Genomic DNA, 15,153 nt, shown 5'->3' with positions numbered 1-15,153 from the left:
ATGGGTACATAAACAGCCATTGGATAGTGCTGACGTGCGGCAGACCTCAATGACTATGCTGCGAATCTACAAATCCCCTGCATCTAGCCCTTCGAGGACATAACAATGAGCATGACGTTTTCCGGTCAGGTTGCCGTAGTCACTGGCGCGGCCAACGGCATCGGCCGTGCGACCGCGCAGGCGTTCGCCGCCGAGGGCCTGAAAGTGGTGGTCGCCGACCTGGATGCGGCAGGGGGCGAAGGCACAGTCGCGTTGATTCGTACCGCCGGTGGCGAAGCGACGTTCGTGCGTTGCAACGTGACCGTCGAAAGCGAAGTGAAAAATCTGATGGACGAGGTCATCAATACCTACGGCCGTCTGGACTATGCCTTCAACAATGCCGGCATCGAAATCGAAAAAGGCAAACTGGCCGACGGCTCGATGGATGAGTTCGACGCGATCATGGGGGTCAACGTCAAAGGCGTCTGGCTGTGCATGAAGTATCAACTGCCACTGTTGCTGGCGCAGGGCGGCGGGGCGATCGTCAACACCGCCTCGGTAGCGGGACTGGGCGCGGCACCGAAGATGAGCATCTATGCGGCGTCGAAGCACGCGGTGATCGGTTTGACCAAATCGGCGGCCATCGAATACGCGAAGAAGAAAATCCGCGTCAACGCGGTGTGTCCGGCGGTGATCGACACCGACATGTTCCGCCGTGCCTATGAGGCCGATCCGAAGAAGGGCGAGTTCGCCAACGCCATGCACCCGGTCGGTCGTATCGGCAAAGTCGAGGAAATCGCCAGTGCCGTGTTGTATCTGTGCAGCGACGGTGCAGCATTCACCACCGGTCACTCGCTGGCCGTGGACGGCGGAGTCACCGCATTCTGAACTGAACTCAGGAAAAACAGCCCGCATTCCTTGCGGGCTTTTTTTTGAATCACGGTCAGTTCCGTGAAGCCCCTTAAACAATGTGTATCAAACCGTTAGAACGGTCGCTTTTGGCGGCGTTGTCGCACAGCCTGTCCGGCGCGGCTGTGATTTACTGCCGCCAGCAAAACGGACAGGAGTTTGCTTGCTCATGGAATTGAGAATTGATCGACAGGCAATGGTGCCGGTCGTGCAGCAGATTGTTGACGGACTGACGGAGTGGATCCTGCAAAGTGGTGTGCCGCCGGCTACCCGTTTGCCTTCGGTTCGGCAAATTGCTCGAGGCAATCTGCTCAGCCAGTCGTGTGTTGTCGAGGCGTGTGAACGGCTGGTATCGCAGGGTGTTTTGAGCTCATGCCAAGGCACCGGGTTCATCGTCGCTGCCGCGCCAGCGATGCTGGGTGCAGAGGATGAACTGGCGCCATTCGAAGGCCGGTTTGCCTGGTGCGATGCAGTCTGCGAGGCCGCAGGCGGCTTGAAACTGGGGGCCGGAGGTCTGCCGCAAAGCTGGCGCGAGCCTGACGACCTCAGCTATGCGCTGCGCGAGGTGGCTCGCACCGACATGGCCAGCCTGTTCAACTACAGCACGCCATTAGGACTTCCAGCGTTGCGCGAGCAGATCGTCAAACGCCTCAAGCTGTTCAGTATCGAGGCCCGCAGTTCGCAGTTGCTGAGTACCTGTGGCGCCAGCCATGCGCTGGATCTTATCGTGCGCACCTTGTTCAAGGCCGGTGACTGCGTGGTGGTCGAAACCCCCGGGTATGCGCCGCTGTTCGACCTGCTGCGCCTGCATGGCGTGCGCATGCTTGAGGTGCGCCGCACCCCGACCGGGCCGGACATCGACGCACTGGAGGCTTTGCTGCAACAGTTTCGGCCAGGTGCGGTGTTCATCAACAGTCATCATCACAACCCCACCGGCAGTTGCCTGTCGCCAAGCGTGGCGCAACGCATCCTGCAACTGAGCAAAGCCTACGATGTGCGCTTGATCGAAGACGATGTCTACGCGGACTTGCACACCGGTAACGGTACACGACTGGCAGCGCTGGACGATGAGGGACGGGTCATCTACGTGGGCAGTTTTTCCAAGACCCTCAGCAGTTCGTTACGGGTCGGGTTCGTCTTCGCCGACAGCGAAATTGTCAGGCGGCTGGCGCAGGTCAAGATGATCAGCGGCTTGGGCGCATCAAGGTTTTCCGAGGCGGTACTGGCCAGCCTGATGGGTTGTGGCGCTTACCGCAAACTGGTACAGCGCCAGCGTCAACGCCTGAATGCTGACCGGGCTGCCGCTTTGCAGGCCCTGGAGGATGCCGATTGGGAGGTTTTCGGCAAACCTGCAGGCGGGCTTTTCATCTGGGCGCGTTCGCGCATGACCGATCATTCTCGAATACGCCGGCAGGCGCAGCGCTGTGGCGTGTTGCTGTCAGCGCCGGATGCCTTCAGCCCCAGTGGCGAGGCGGGCGACTGGCTGCGGATTAACGTCGCGTACGCCTGCGACCCGCGCGCTCGGCAGTTTTTCCGCAACACCGGTGCGGATCGACCTCAAGTGTTCTGAAAACGACGCGGGCGTAGCTTTTTGCCATTATTCCGACGCCAGAGACTTGTGCGGGTGAGTGGCCGTTGCGACTCTTCGCTCTACTGACAATGGCAGGGGACTACGCGCAATGATTTCGGCCATGCAAGGACGTTTTGCCAACCTCGGTATGGCAAAAAAACTGGGTATCGGGTTTGTATTGGTTTTGCTTCTGACCGCGCTGGTGGCGGCCATTGGCGTCTGGTCCCTGCAAACCATCAGTCATCGTTTCGATGGTCTGAAACAGATGTCCTCGCTTAACAGTGGCCTGCTCAAAGTGCGCCTGCTCGAGCAGGAATATGCCTTGCGAGGCGATCCGAAGACGGCCGATGCCCTGCGTAAGGGCGTCGACGAACTGGTTGCTCTGGCTGATCAGCTCAAAGCGCAGTCGGCGGCCAATGTGCCGGTCATGAATGATGTGCAGCAGTCGCTCGGCGCTTATCGCAAGGCGTTCGACGAGTTTGTGTCGTTGACTCAGGCCAAGGACCTCGCGCTGGAAATGGCCAGTTGGTCGGTGTCCAGTGTGGCCAATAATCTTGATGTCTTGCAGGCCGGGCTTGCCGACGACGGTGCATATACCTTGAAGGACACCGAGGGCAAGGACGGGGCGCAGTTCATCGAACAGGCCAGTCAGGTCAGTCAGGTTTCGCGCTTGATGCTGCAGGCAATGAACGAAGCGCGGATTCGTCTGGATCAAAGCCGCAAGGGCGATGCCGACGGTGCCGGCAAAGGCAATATCGAACAGGCCGCACAGGCCCAGACGCAGGCCGAAGAACTGAAAACCACGGTCAAGGACGAGGGTTACCTGACCGTGCTCAATGAAGTGTCCGGGCATATCGCCGGTTTCAACGACAAACTGGCCGAGTACACCGGATTGCTCGCGCAGGAAAAGACCGTCTACGAGCAATTGCACCAGCGTGCCGACCAAGTGGTCGAGCGGGTGAATCAGGCGTATGTCGCTGAAGACGGCGCGATGCAGGCGGAACTGAAGAAAAACTCGCTGTTGATCATTGGTTCATCGGCGCTGGCGTTGTTGGTCGGCTTGCTCGCGGCGTGGCTGATTACCCGACTGATCGTCGCGCCATTGCGCAGCGTGATTCGGGTCGCCCAGCAGATTGCCGCTGGTGACTTGAGTGCAACGGTGGAAGTGACCCGGCGCGACGAGATCGGTCAGTTGATGCTGGCGATGCAACAGATGGGCGCGGGTCTGAGCACCATCGTCAGTGGTTTGCAGGCGGGGATCGAGCAACTGGCCAGTTCGGCGCAATCGTTGTCGACGGTCACTGAGCAGACCAACCTCGAGGTCAGCAGCCAAAAGGAGGAAACCGAGCAGGTCGCCACGGCGATGAACCAGATGACCGCCACCGTGCATGACGTTGCGCGCAACGCCGAAGAAGCGGCGCTGGCCGCGCAGACGGCGGATGACAAGGTCGAGAGTGGTCAGCAGGTGGTGCGCCAGAGCATGGCACGGATCGAACAATTGGCCGACTCGGCGACATCGGCCAGTTCCAGCATCGAAAGCCTCAGTGCGGAAATCCAGAATATCGGCACGGTGCTGGGAGTGATCAAGAGTGTCGCCGAACAGACCAATCTGTTGGCGTTGAATGCTGCGATTGAGGCAGCACGGGCAGGTGAGCAGGGCAGGGGCTTTGCGGTGGTGGCCGATGAGGTACGTGCATTGGCTCGGCGCACGCAGCAATCGACTGAGGAAATTGAACGGCTGGTCAGTGCGCTGCGCTCGGCGGCGCATGCTTCGGTGCAGCAGATCCAGAGCAGCGGGGAGTTGGTGAAGCTGGCGGTCAGTGATGCGTTGCAGACCGAGAGTGCGCTGGGGAGTATTGCGGCGGCGGTGTCGTTGATTCAGCAGATGAATCAGCAGATTGCGGCGGCGGCCGAGGAGCAGAGTTCGGTGGCGGAGGAGATCAATCGCAGTGTGACGAGTATTCGCGCAAGTGCGGATCAGTCGTCGATCGCGATGCGCGGGAATGCGGCTTCGAGTGTTGAGCTGGCGCAGTTGGGGAGTGAGTTGCGGGGGATGGTTGGGCATTTTCGGCTTTGACGCTTTGACGCTTTGACGCTTTGACGCTTTGGGCTTGGCGGCCTTTGGGCCGACCAGGCTCTTGGAGTTTTGGGTGTATATCCGTTGCTGTGGGTGTTGCTGATTAGGGTTCCGCCCTTACGGCGGGTCACTTTGGCAAACGCCCCAAAGTAACCAAAGGTCTTTGCCCTGACGTTCGGCCCGCTCGCTGGGGCTCGGGGTTCCTTCGCTCCGGGATCGATCCGGGGGCATCGCCTACGGTTTGCTTCGCTGCACCTCCTCTCGATGTGTTCGACTTCGTCGAACGGTCGCTGCGCTCCCACCCCCGGATCAATCCCTCCACTCAGCCTGCCGACGGGCCTTAAGATCAAGAGCTGCAGCCGAGCTAACGCTCATCCTGTTGAGTGGTGAGAAGCAGAAGCGATGCACGGTCTGCTCTTGCTCTTTTGTGGGAACAAGCTTGCTCCGGGCGGTGTTCCGGCGAAGGCGGCCTGACAGCCGACCAAGCTCTGTCAGATTTGCTCAACCCCATTGTAGGAGTGAGCCTGCTCGCGATAGCGGCTTGGCGGCCAACCCATCTCTGCCGGATGTACTCAAACCCTGTGGGAGCGAGCCTGCTCGCGAAGGCGGCCTGACAGCCGACCAAGCTCTGTCAGATGTGCTCAATCCCATTGTAGGAGTGAGCCTGCTCGCGATCTCGGCCTGGCGGCCAACCCATCTCTGCCGGATGTACTCAAACCCTGTGGGAGCGAGCTTGCTCGCGAAAGCGGCCTGACAGCCGACCAATCTCTGTCAGATGTGCTCAAACCATGTGGGAGCGAGCCTGCTCGCGAAAGCGTTCTCACATTCACCGGGCGTCTATCGTGTTCACTCCCGCGAGCCCACAAAAAAGCCACCTCTCGGTGGCTTCTCTTTCAACTTCTGCAATCAGTCGTATATCACTTTCTTTTTCCAGTCCGCATCGGCCTCGACATCTTTGAGGCCGGCAGTCAGTTGGTTCTCTTCACCTTCAACCGGTGCGATTTTGTCCATGACTTGGGCGTTGGCGCGGACCAGCAGTTTTTCCAGGTATTGCAGTTGCTCTGCATACATCTGTGGATCCTGCTGTTTGCGCAGGTATTGCACGCCGCGTTCGAAGGCGAGGCGGGCCTGGCCGGGCTGGTTTTGTTGCAGGGACTGTTGGCCGAGGTTATTGAAGAACTCGATGTGCAGCAACACCAGAATGTGGCGGACTTCGCGAATCCAGTGTTTGGCTTCGTTCGGTGGCAGGAAGCCGTCGTGAGCGGCACGGGTGATTTGGCCGTGGAGGGCTTCGAGCAGGAAGCGCACGTCTTTGGCTTTGGCTTCGGTCAGAATCGGCGACGGCGGGTTGTTGACCGGGATCGATTCGCCTTGGGCGACCAGGGCGCTCAGTTCGGTGATGCGCGCTTTGGTGGTGGCGCTGGTTTTTTCCAGGTTCAGCAGGCGCTGGCAGACGTTCAGTTCCAGACGGGTCAGCAGCAGCTTGAGTGCCGGGGTCATGAACTGGCCCGGGAAGGTTTCGGTCAGTTCGCCGCAACGGCGCAGGCGGTCGTTGAGTTCGACCTTGGTGCGGGCCTTCTCCAGTTTGTTGTTTTCCACCACATGGTTCATGTAGCCAATGGCGATCAGAATTGCGATCCCGGCTATGACTAGCAGGGTGATCATGAGTGGTGTCACCGGTAAGACCTCTTTATAGGGTTCGCATGCGAGTGTAGTGACTGGGCATTTAACCGCCTAGCGCCGCTCGACTGGTTGGTTCGGCAGGTTCAATCTGTATCGGCCGCACGCTGCTTATATGAATGCTGGCGCTGCGGGTTCAGATTGCCATCACTGTGGGTGGACTATAGCGTCTTGGCGAGTGGCGGAATATAGGCGTCAATCGTCGGGCGACGGAAAAGCCTGATTGCCGCCGTAAAGCAGGTCGAAGTCATTGATTTAAATAAATTTATATCAAGGGGTTGACGACCTCTCAATCCATCCATAGAATGCGCGCCACTTGCAGCGTAAAGCACACAGCGAAGCGCGGCAGGGAGTGAATGTTGTAGTGTGTCCCCTTCGTCTAGTGGCCTAGGACACCGCCCTTTCACGGCGGTAACAGGGGTTCGAGTCCCCTAGGGGACGCCAATGCGGGAATAGCTCAGTTGGTAGAGCACGACCTTGCCAAGGTCGGGGTCGCGAGTTCGAGTCTCGTTTCCCGCTCCAATTTTAAACAGCAGTGCTTTCGGGCGGTGCTGAGTGAAACCAGAACCAAGTCTTCGGGCAAGGATCTGGACACCGAAACACACACCATGTGTTCCGGGTAGCGTGTCCCCTTCGTCTAGTGGCCTAGGACACCGCCCTTTCACGGCGGTAACAGGGGTTCGAGTCCCCTAGGGGACGCCATTTGCGGGAATAGCTCAGTTGGTAGAGCACGACCTTGCCAAGGTCGGGGTCGCGAGTTCGAGTCTCGTTTCCCGCTCCAAATTCTAAAAGCGCCGCTCAGTGAGCGGCGTTTTTATTAGTGAAAGTTGTAGCCTGTGTCCCCTTCGTCTAGTGGCCTAGGACACCGCCCTTTCACGGCGGTAACAGGGGTTCGAGTCCCCTAGGGGACGCCATTGCGGGAATAGCTCAGTTGGTAGAGCACGACCTTGCCAAGGTCGGGGTCGCGAGTTCGAGTCTCGTTTCCCGCTCCATATTCACAAAAACGCCGCTCAATAGAGCGGCATTTTTGTATGCGCGGGATTTGTGGCTGTGCTGTCAGCGCTAAAGAAAAAGGCCCGCCGAAGTGATTCGGTGGGCCTTTTTGCGTTTTTGCGTCTGCTACCAGGACAGCATCAAGCGACCGGCAAACAGGATCAGCACCACTCCCATGGTGCGTTCGAACCAATGCCCCATGCGCATGAACAGCACTCGAACCCGATTGCTCGAGAAAAACAGCGCGACCACAACAAACCACAGCGCATTCACAAAGCACATCCACAAACCGTAAAAGGCCTGGATTTGCAGGGGGGTGCTGGCGCTGATGATCGTGGTGAAAATGGCCAGGAAAAACAGCGTGGCTTTGGGGTTGGTCGCATTGGTCAGAAAACCGGTGCTGAAGGCTTTGAACAAGGTTTGTTCAACTACCGGTTCCTCGCTGGTTTTCTCGCCTTCAAGGGACGATTTCGGTTTGCTGCGCAGCAGGCTGACACCCAGATACAGGATGTAGGCACCGCCAACCACTTTGGCCACGGTCAGCAACCACGGGGTGGTGTGCATCAATGCCCCGACCCCCAGCAGTGTGTAGAGCACGTGCACGGAAATCCCTGCACCGATACCCAGCGCCGTGCAGATCCCCACCAATCGGCCAAAGCGTACGCTTTGGCGAATCGTGACTGCGAAGTCCGGGCCGGGAGCAACCACGGCCAGAAAGTGAATGGTTGCCAGCGCCAGAAACTCGCCCAGATAATTCGAATACATCTCAGCTCCAGTAGGTCAGGGGTGAAGCATTGCCGCGATAGCCGACAAAAAAGGACAGGCTCAAGCGCGGATCGGCCACGCCTGGGGTCACCGAGTGCATGCGCCGCGAATTGAACATGATGAAATCGCCGGGTTGCGGTCTCACTTCGAGGGCGGGAGGGCCGAGCAGCGCCGGTTCGATGCCGTAACTGTCGCCACGCATCTCGTCGAATTGGTCCGGGGTGATGTCGTCGTCCCACACCTGCAGCGCGCCGCCTTCGGTCGGCATGTTCAGATAGACGTTGCAGGCAAACTGCGCCTCCAGGCTGCGTGCCTGGAAGCTGTCCGGGGCATCCTTGGCGAAAATGTCGTGATGGGCGAGGAAGCACACCCCCGGTTTCACTACTCGTGAGAGGCCGACATACATTTTCCGGCCATAAAGATTTTCCAGATGCGCGCCGGCCGGCCAGGATTCGTCGAGCATGCAGCGCAAGGTATCGATGGGTGAGGAGTAGGGCGCGCAGCGATTGCGCAGTTCGGCGATGTTGCTGGTGGCGCGTTCGAAGTAATCCTCGATCAGCAGCGGCTGGTTTTCCGCCTCATAAAAAGCCATGCCGATGCGGCCGATACTCGGCGCGTTGATGTAACCCTCAAAGCCTGGAGCGAGAATCTTGTCGCCAATCTGAATGGCCAGTGGCTCAGGCAAAAAGCCTTTGACGCGGATGGCGAGGACTTCTTCGTTGGCCAGTTTTTTTATGCACGTCTCATCGAGACGCTCGACGTCTAGCATCATTTTTTTAGGTCCATCTATCGATAGTCTACGGAAGCTGCGAGTGCAGTTCCCCGGCGACGGACGCTGTGTGAGGCAGCGTCCGAAATGCTCAATCCACGCTGTAGTGGACGGACAACGTGCCTTTCTTCTGCGAAAGGGCCGCGATCGTGACTGTGCCCAGATCCTTCAGGCTACGTACATGGGTGCCGCCGCAGCCGTAGGCGGGCAGTTCACCAAAACCGATTTCCCGCGCGCCTTCGCGCAGCGACGTCAGGCGCGGTAGATCATGCTCGATCCACTGACCAATGCCGTATTGAACGGACTCTGCGTCGACTTCCTGCGCGGCATCGCCGGGCTTGAATTGCACTCGACCTTCGTCCGGCCAGTGGTGTGCCTTGATCGGCGTCCAGCCCAGGGCTTGCACGAAATGCCCGATCAGATGTCCGGCCGAATGCATGCGTGTGTTGAAGCGACGGCGCTCCTCGTCGATGCGGATGCAGGTCATGCCGAGCGCCACCGGTCGATCGACAAAATGAATGATCCGGTCCGGCTCCTGCACTACACGCAGTACCTGGCTCTCGCCGATCCAGCCGGTATCACACGGCTGACCGCCACCTTGCGGATGGAACAATGTGGCGCGCAGCACCACGGCAAATTCGTTCTCTTGGGGCGTGCAGTCGAGGACTTCCACATTGGCCTTGAGGTCATCACTATGGAAAAAGAGGCGAAGCGTCATATTCCATGCCCTTATTAAAGTTTCTGTTTTTATTATATGAATCGTGTAATAACGTGATAATCCGTTCAAACATCAAAGGACTTGTGCGCTGTGAGCATCAATCTGCCGCTACCGCTGCTCGGTGAAATGGCGATTTTCGTCAAGGTCGTGGAGACCGGCAGCTTTTCTGAAGCGGCTCGGCAACTGGGTTCATCGCCGTCAGCGGTGAGTCGCAGTATTTCGCGCCTGGAAAAAGCCCTGGCCACACGATTGCTGCAGCGCACCACGCGCAAACTGCGCCTGAGTGACGGCGGCGAGGAGGTGTTCAAGCGCTGTCAGGAAATGGTCAGCGCAGCCAAGTCCGTCATGGAAATCAGCGGTCAGTTCACCCATGAAGCCGAAGGCCTGGTGCGGGTCAGCGTGCCGAAAGCGGTGGGGCGCTTTGTGATTCATCCGCATATGCCGGAATTTCTGCGGCGTTATCCCAAGGTCGATGTCGAGTTGCTGCTGGAAGATCGTCAGGTCGATCTGATCGACGATCATGTTGATCTGGCCATTCGCATCACGGATCGGCCACCGGCCGGGCTGGTCGGTCGACAGCTACTGACGATCGACCATTTGCTCTGCGCGACGCCGCAGTATCTGGCCGAACACGGTACGCCGACTCACCCTCATGACTTGCTCAATCACAGCTGTATCTATCTGGGCGAAACCCCGAGCGACGCGCGCTGGAAATTCAAGAAAGGCAGCAAGGCTGTGACGGTGGGTGTGCGCGGTCGCTATGCCGCCAATCACACCGGCGTGCGATTGGGCGCGGTGTTGCAGCACATCGGCATCGGCAGCCTGCCGTACTTCACCGCCCGCTATGCACTTGAGCAGAAGTTGATTGTGCAGGTGTTGCCGGACTGGACGTTCCTTGCGTCCTATCACGGCGGGCTGTGGTTGCTGCATTCGCCGACGCGGTATCTGCCACCGAAGTTGCGGGTGTTTATCGATTTCCTGGTGGAGTGTCTGCAAAAGGAGCCGACCCTGAGCAAGCCGGGCAAGTCGGGCGAAGGGAGCAAAGTATCGATGGAGTACGAATTGCCCGAAAGCGAAGGCTTGCTTTAACGCCCGCGCAAAGAAAAGGCCCGCATGGATCACCGTGCGGGCCTGTTCGTAGCAGAGCGAAAATCAGTGCTTGCTGTCCTGAGCGGACATCGCCATCAGCTGCTTTTCCTGATTCCAGTCGAACGGTTCGTCGTTCTGTTCGGCTTCGTAGCGACGCTCTTCGAGGGCCTGATACATGTCGATCTCTTCATCGGACAGGTAGTGCAGGCAGTCGCCGGCGAAGAACCACAGCAAGTCGCGCGGTATCAGATGGGCGATTTGCGGGTAACGGGTAATCACTTGAGTCAGGATGTCCTGGCCCAGGTATTGGCTTTCGATCGGATCGATCGGCAGCGATGCCAGCAGTTCGTCGAAGCGCTCCAGGAACAAGGCATGGCTTTCTTCAGGAACCTGTTCGGCCTCACCTACGGCGACCAGGATACTGCGCAGGTGGTCGAGCAAAACAAGATGGTCGGCAACGACGTTGGACACGAGATAAGTCCTCAAGAGCAAAACGGGCGCGGGAGTATAAAGCCCCTGCGCCCTCTTGGACATGCTTGTCAGGATCAGCGGACTTTGCCCTCTGCCTGTTTCAGTTCTTCTTTGTCGAAATCATCGACATCGATCACCTTGCGTCGCGCCGCTTCGGCATCACGCAAGCTCTGCGCTTCTACCGGTTGCAACACCCCGGCCTCCAGCGCCGCATCGATGGCGTGTTCGCCCGCGACCGGTTTCACCTGACCGCTTTTCAGCGAGGTGTGCAGTTTTTTGTGCAGCGGCTGTGCGGCATTCAGCAGATCGCTGGCGTGTTGCAACGCGCCGACTGCATCGTCTGCAGACTGTGGGCGATAGCAACCGGCAAGCAGTTCTTCCAGGGCCGGATCGCCCTTGGCGCGACCAATGACGCCAGCCACTTCGGCCCCGAGTTTGTCCGACGGGCCTTTGTGACGACGGCCGAACGGAAACACAATGCCTCGCAGCAGGCAGCCGAATACCTTGTTCGGGAAGTTGCGCAGCAACTCATCCAGTGCCCGTTCCGATTGGCCGAGGCTTTCTTCCATCGCCCAACGGAAGAGCGGTTCCATGTAGGCCGGCGAATCCAGATCGTGGTAACGCTTGAGTGCGGCAGAGGCCAGATACAGATTACTCAGCACATCACCCAAGCGTGCCGACAGACGTTCACGACGTTTCAATTCGCCGCCGAGCAACATCATGCTGAAGTCGGCGAGCATGGCGAATGCCGCTGCCTGACGATTGAGTGCGCGGAAATAACCCTGACTGATCTTGTCGCCCGGCGCATGTTCGAAGTGGCCGAAGCCGAGGTTCAGCACGAGCGTGCTGGCGGCGTTGCTCACGGCGAAACCTATGTGTTTGAGCAGCAGGCCGTCGAACTCTTTCAGTGCCTGATCCTTGTCCTCACGACCGGCCAGAGCCATTTCCTTCAGTACGAACGGATGGCAGCGAATCGCGCCCTGACCGAAGATCATCAGGTTGCGCGAGAGAATGTTCGCGCCTTCCACGGTGATGAAGATCGGTGCACCGTTCCAGCTGCGCCCGAGGTAATTGTTCGGGCCCATGATGATCGCTTTCCCGCCGTGGACGTCCATGGCGTGGCTGATGCACTCGCGACCGCGCTCGGTCAGGTGATACTTGAGGATCGCCGACAGCACCGAGGGTTTTTCGCCGAGGTCCACCGCGTTGGCAGTGAGCATCCGCGCCGCGTCCATCATCCACGCGTTGCCACCGATGCGTGCCATCGCTTCCTGAATGCCCTCAAATGCCGACAATGGCACGTTGAACTGTTCACGAATCTGCGCGTATTGGCCGGTGACCAGACTGGTGAACTTGGCCGCACCTGTGCCGACTGCCGGCAACGAGATCGAACGGCCGACCGACAGGCAGTTCATCAGCATCATCCAGCCCTTGCCGAGCATTTCCTGACCGCCGATGAGGAAGTCCAGCGGGATGAACACGTCCTTGCCCGAGTTCGGACCGTTCATGAACGCCGCACCCAATGGCAGGTGGCGACGACCGATCTCCACGCCGGCGGTATCGGTCGGAATCAGCGCCAGGCTGATGCCGAGGTCCTCTTTGTCACCCAGCAGATGCTCCGGGTCATACGCCTTGAACGCCAGGCCGAGGAGTGTGGCAACCGGGCCGAGGGTGATGTAACGCTTTTCCCAGTTCAGGCGCAGGCCAATGACTTCCTGACCTTCCCACTGACCTTTGCAGATGATCCCGGTGTCGGGCATCGCCCCGGCATCGGAGCCAGCGAGCGGGCCGGTGAGGGCGAAGCACGGAATGTCATCGCCACGGGCCAGGCGTGGCAGGTAGTGATTGCGTTGCTCGTCGGTGCCGTAGTGCAGCAGCAGTTCGGCCGGGCCGAGTGAGTTCGGCACCATGACGGTGGAGGCGAGGTCACCGCTGCGGGTGGCGAGTTTCATTGCCACTTGCGAGTGGGCGTAGGCCGAGAAGCCTTTACCGCCAAATTCTTTCGGAATGATCAGGGCAAAAAAGCCGTGTTCCTTGATGTGCGTCCAGGCTTCGGGCGGCAGGTCCATCGACTGGCCGATCTGCCAGTCGGTGACCATGGCGCAGAGTTCCTCGGTCGGGCCGTCAATGAACGCTTGCTCTTCTTCGCTCAGTTGCACCTTCGGATAGGCCAGCAGTTTGTCCCAGTCCGGACGACCGCTGAACAGCTCGCCATCCCACCACACGGTGCCGGCGTCGATCGCGTCGCGTTCGGTCTGCGACATCGGTGGCAGGGTTTTCTGGAACCAGCTGAACAGCGGCGCCGTGAAATGCTTGCGGCGCAGGTCGGGCAGCAGCAACGGTGCAGCGACCACCGCCAGCAGTACCCAGAACACCAGCAACAGCCAGCCCGGTGCGTGACTGAATATCCCCATCGCCAAGAGGTAGACGGCAACGATGCCCAACGCGGGCAGCGGGGCGATACGCCGGTGGGCGAGATACGCCACGCCAACGATCAAAACCAGTATCCACAACAACAGCATATTCAGTCCTCCGTGAACCAAGGCAAATCGACCCTCCAGAGCTTAGACCGCATCTGTAAAACCGGGTGGTCAGACCAAGGTGATTGAAATCGTGGGAAACCCCGGATGGTTTTCGTAGGTTCGGTGGGCAACACGTGTGGGAAATCGTTCGATCAATCCGCGCCTTTGCGTCCAAGTTTGGCCGAAACGTCGTTATCTCTGTGCTGACGCTATCGCTAGACTCGGGGCTCACCCAGGAGATTGTCGTCATGCACGAATATCTGAGCCCCGGCCGCTTCATCGATAGTGACCACCCGGCGGTGGTGGAGTTCGCCGAACAGCACCGTGGTGCCAGCCGCGATCCGCTCGCGCAGGCGATCAGTCTTTATTACGCGGTGCGTGAGGCCGTGCGCTACAACCCCTATACCTTCAGCCGTGATCCGCAGACCTTGCGCGGCAGTTATGCGCTGGCGACGGGGGAGAGTTATTGCGTACCGAAAGCCACGCTGCTGGCGGGCTGCGCGCGGCATTGCGGAATCGCGGCGCGGATCGGTCTGGCCGATGTGAAAAATCACCTGTCGACCCCGCGTCTGCTCGAGTTATTGAAAAGCGATATGTTCGCCATGCACGGCTATACCGAGTTTTTTCTAGAGGGTCGCTGGGTCAAGGCCACGCCGGCGTTCAACCAGAAGCTCTGCGAGTTGTTCAATGTCGCGCCGCTGGAGTTCGACGGTATCAACGACAGCGTTTTCCACCCGTTTAACCGCGATGGGGCACAGTTGATGGAGTATCTGGTCGATCACGGCCAATTCGCCGACGTCCCGGAAACCTTCTTCTTCGAGCATCTGCAAAAGTGCTATCCGCACCTGTTCACCGATCAGCAGCCGCCATTGCTGGGCGATATGCAGAGTGATTTGAGCCGGGTCTGATCCGGCGTATGCTGCCTGCCCACGCATTTGAAAAGAGGCGGTCATGCTGAAGATCTGGGGACGGAAAAACTCATCGAATGTCAGGAAGCCATTGTGGGCCGCCGAGGAACTCGGTCTGGCTTACGAGGCGATTGATGCCGGTGGCGCGTTTGGCGTAGTCGACACGCCCGAGTACCGGGCGATGAACCCGAACGGTCGGGTGCCGGTGATTGAAGACGACGGTTTCGTGTTGTGGGAATCCAACGCCATCGTGCGCTATCTGCTGGCCAGGCATGCGCCCGACAGCGCTTGGTATCCGGCGGATCCGCAAGCCCGCGCTATCGCTGACAAGTGGATGGACTGGACCACCTCGAGTTTCGCCGGGCCTTTCCGCACGGTGTTCTGGGGCGTGTTGCGCACGCCTGCGGACACGCAGGACTGGGCGGCGATCAATGCCGCGATCAAGGAATGCAGCGAGTTGCTGAGCATGGCAGACAGTGCCTTGGCCAGTCAGCCTTACCTTTCCGGAAAAGACATCGGCATGGGTGACATCCCGCTCGGCAGTTTCATTTATGCCTGGTTCAAGATGCCCATCGAACGCGCCCCGCAACCGCATCTGCAAGCCTGGTACGAGCGCCTGAAGCAGCGTCCGGCTTACCAGAAAGCCGTCATGACCGCGTTGACTTAATACCTACTATCGACACACTTGACTGTACTTGTACGG

General features: G+C 59.1%; 12 protein-coding genes, 6 tRNA genes and 1 pseudogene. 13 read left to right on the top strand and 6 right to left on the bottom strand.

Features of this window, described 5'->3' with window-relative positions; all coding sequences use genetic code 11:
* Positions 1-105: 105 nt before the first annotated feature.
* The 4 genes and pseudogenes from AB4N44_RS09495 to AB4N44_RS09480 all read left to right on the top strand — a co-directional run bounded on the left by AB4N44_RS09495 (position 106) and on the right by AB4N44_RS09480 (position 4,535).
* Positions 106-867: an SDR family oxidoreductase gene (locus AB4N44_RS09495; RefSeq protein WP_016983635.1), complete on the top strand. Its 762-nt coding sequence runs from the start codon at positions 106-108 to the stop codon at positions 865-867.
* Between the two features lie 190 nt (positions 868-1,057).
* Complete coding sequence (locus tag AB4N44_RS09490) at positions 1,058-2,458, top strand: aminotransferase-like domain-containing protein (protein WP_127929357.1); 1,401 nt, start codon at positions 1,058-1,060, stop codon at positions 2,456-2,458.
* 109 nt (positions 2,459-2,567) lie between these two features.
* Positions 2,568-3,626: pseudogene (locus tag AB4N44_RS09485) on the top strand (methyl-accepting chemotaxis protein); the annotation flags it as partial.
* Between the two features lie 27 nt (positions 3,627-3,653).
* Positions 3,654-4,535: a methyl-accepting chemotaxis protein gene (locus AB4N44_RS09480; RefSeq protein WP_410479234.1), complete on the top strand. Its 882-nt coding sequence runs from the start codon at positions 3,654-3,656 to the stop codon at positions 4,533-4,535.
* A 906-nt stretch (positions 4,536-5,441) separates the two neighbouring features.
* On the opposite strand, the gene AB4N44_RS09475 is transcribed toward AB4N44_RS09480, so the two are convergent.
* Entirely contained in the window at positions 5,442-6,200 is a 759-nt protein-coding gene (locus AB4N44_RS09475; RefSeq protein WP_460109151.1) for a hypothetical protein, read from the bottom strand.
* A gap of 383 nt (positions 6,201-6,583) precedes the next feature.
* Between AB4N44_RS09475 and AB4N44_RS09470 the strand changes: the two genes are divergently transcribed.
* The 6 genes from AB4N44_RS09470 (at position 6,584) to AB4N44_RS09445 (ending at position 7,207) form a co-directional block, all read left to right on the top strand.
* A tRNA-Glu gene (locus AB4N44_RS09470) sits at positions 6,584-6,659 on the top strand.
* Positions 6,660-6,661: 2 nt separating this feature from the next.
* Positions 6,662-6,737 (top strand) — tRNA-Gly (locus tag AB4N44_RS09465).
* Between the two features lie 104 nt (positions 6,738-6,841).
* Positions 6,842-6,917: transfer RNA gene (locus AB4N44_RS09460), tRNA-Glu, on the top strand.
* Positions 6,918-6,920: 3 nt separating this feature from the next.
* Positions 6,921-6,996, top strand: a tRNA-Gly gene (locus AB4N44_RS09455).
* 57 nt (positions 6,997-7,053) lie between these two features.
* Positions 7,054-7,129 (top strand) — tRNA-Glu (locus AB4N44_RS09450).
* A gap of 2 nt (positions 7,130-7,131) precedes the next feature.
* A tRNA-Gly gene (locus tag AB4N44_RS09445) sits at positions 7,132-7,207 on the top strand.
* 127 nt (positions 7,208-7,334) lie between these two features.
* On the opposite strand, the gene AB4N44_RS09440 is transcribed toward AB4N44_RS09445, so the two are convergent.
* From AB4N44_RS09440 to AB4N44_RS09430, 3 genes are all read right to left on the bottom strand, one after another.
* Entirely contained in the window at positions 7,335-7,973 is a 639-nt protein-coding gene (locus AB4N44_RS09440) for a LysE family translocator (protein ID WP_460158207.1), read from the bottom strand.
* Position 7,974: 1 nt separating this feature from the next.
* On the bottom strand, positions 7,975-8,745 hold the full coding sequence (locus tag AB4N44_RS09435) for a 2OG-Fe(II) oxygenase (protein ID WP_127929353.1): 771 nt from the start codon (positions 8,743-8,745) through the stop codon (positions 7,975-7,977).
* Positions 8,746-8,833: 88 nt separating this feature from the next.
* The gene (locus AB4N44_RS09430) at positions 8,834-9,460 is read right to left on the bottom strand and encodes an alanyl-tRNA editing protein (protein WP_460109154.1); all 627 of its coding nucleotides are present in this window, start codon (positions 9,458-9,460) and stop codon (positions 8,834-8,836) included.
* A gap of 90 nt (positions 9,461-9,550) precedes the next feature.
* Here AB4N44_RS09430 and AB4N44_RS09425 point away from each other — a divergent pair, with 90 nt between their 5' ends.
* Entirely contained in the window at positions 9,551-10,549 is a 999-nt protein-coding gene (locus tag AB4N44_RS09425) for a LysR family transcriptional regulator (RefSeq protein ID WP_127929351.1), read from the top strand.
* 63 nt (positions 10,550-10,612) lie between these two features.
* On the opposite strand, the gene AB4N44_RS09420 is transcribed toward AB4N44_RS09425, so the two are convergent.
* The gene (locus tag AB4N44_RS09420) at positions 10,613-11,020 is read right to left on the bottom strand and encodes a PA2817 family protein (protein ID WP_103307272.1); all 408 of its coding nucleotides are present in this window, start codon (positions 11,018-11,020) and stop codon (positions 10,613-10,615) included.
* Between the two features lie 74 nt (positions 11,021-11,094).
* Positions 11,095-13,542: an acyl-CoA dehydrogenase gene (locus AB4N44_RS09415; protein WP_127929350.1), complete on the bottom strand. Its 2,448-nt coding sequence runs from the start codon at positions 13,540-13,542 to the stop codon at positions 11,095-11,097.
* A gap of 248 nt (positions 13,543-13,790) precedes the next feature.
* Here AB4N44_RS09415 and AB4N44_RS09410 point away from each other — a divergent pair, with 248 nt between their 5' ends.
* Together AB4N44_RS09410 and AB4N44_RS09405 are read left to right on the top strand one after the other, a co-directional pair.
* Positions 13,791-14,450 (top strand): transglutaminase-like domain-containing protein, encoded by a 660-nt coding sequence (locus tag AB4N44_RS09410; RefSeq protein WP_127929349.1) that lies wholly within the window; start codon positions 13,791-13,793, stop codon positions 14,448-14,450.
* A 43-nt stretch (positions 14,451-14,493) separates the two neighbouring features.
* On the top strand, positions 14,494-15,117 hold the full coding sequence (locus AB4N44_RS09405) for a glutathione S-transferase family protein (RefSeq protein ID WP_460109158.1): 624 nt from the start codon (positions 14,494-14,496) through the stop codon (positions 15,115-15,117).
* The last annotated feature ends 36 nt before the right edge of the window (positions 15,118-15,153 follow it).

Source organism: Pseudomonas sp. S3_C06, assembly GCF_054667675.1.
This window is presented reverse-complemented; position numbering and strand designations above follow the sequence as displayed.

Bases quoted from the DNA above. Each gene is read 5' to 3' on its own strand.
- AB4N44_RS09415 (WP_127929350.1), bottom strand. From the start codon at position 13,542: ATGCTGTTGTTGTGGATACTGGTTTTGATCGTTGGCGTGGCGTATCTC.
- AB4N44_RS09440 (WP_460158207.1), bottom strand. From the start codon at position 7,973: ATGTATTCGAATTATCTGGGCGAGTTTCTGGCGCTGGCAACCATTCAC.
- AB4N44_RS09480 (WP_410479234.1), top strand. From the start codon at position 3,654: ATGCTGGCGATGCAACAGATGGGCGCGGGTCTGAGCACCATCGTCAGT.
- AB4N44_RS09405 (WP_460109158.1), top strand. From the start codon at position 14,494: ATGCTGAAGATCTGGGGACGGAAAAACTCATCGAATGTCAGGAAGCCA.
- AB4N44_RS09435 (WP_127929353.1), bottom strand. From the start codon at position 8,745: ATGATGCTAGACGTCGAGCGTCTCGATGAGACGTGCATAAAAAAACTG.
- AB4N44_RS09430 (WP_460109154.1), bottom strand. From the start codon at position 9,460: ATGACGCTTCGCCTCTTTTTCCATAGTGATGACCTCAAGGCCAATGTG.
- AB4N44_RS09495 (WP_016983635.1), top strand. From the start codon at position 106: ATGAGCATGACGTTTTCCGGTCAGGTTGCCGTAGTCACTGGCGCGGCC.
- AB4N44_RS09475 (WP_460109151.1), bottom strand. From the start codon at position 6,200: ATGATCACCCTGCTAGTCATAGCCGGGATCGCAATTCTGATCGCCATT.
- AB4N44_RS09490 (WP_127929357.1), top strand. From the start codon at position 1,058: ATGGAATTGAGAATTGATCGACAGGCAATGGTGCCGGTCGTGCAGCAG.
- AB4N44_RS09410 (WP_127929349.1), top strand. From the start codon at position 13,791: ATGCACGAATATCTGAGCCCCGGCCGCTTCATCGATAGTGACCACCCG.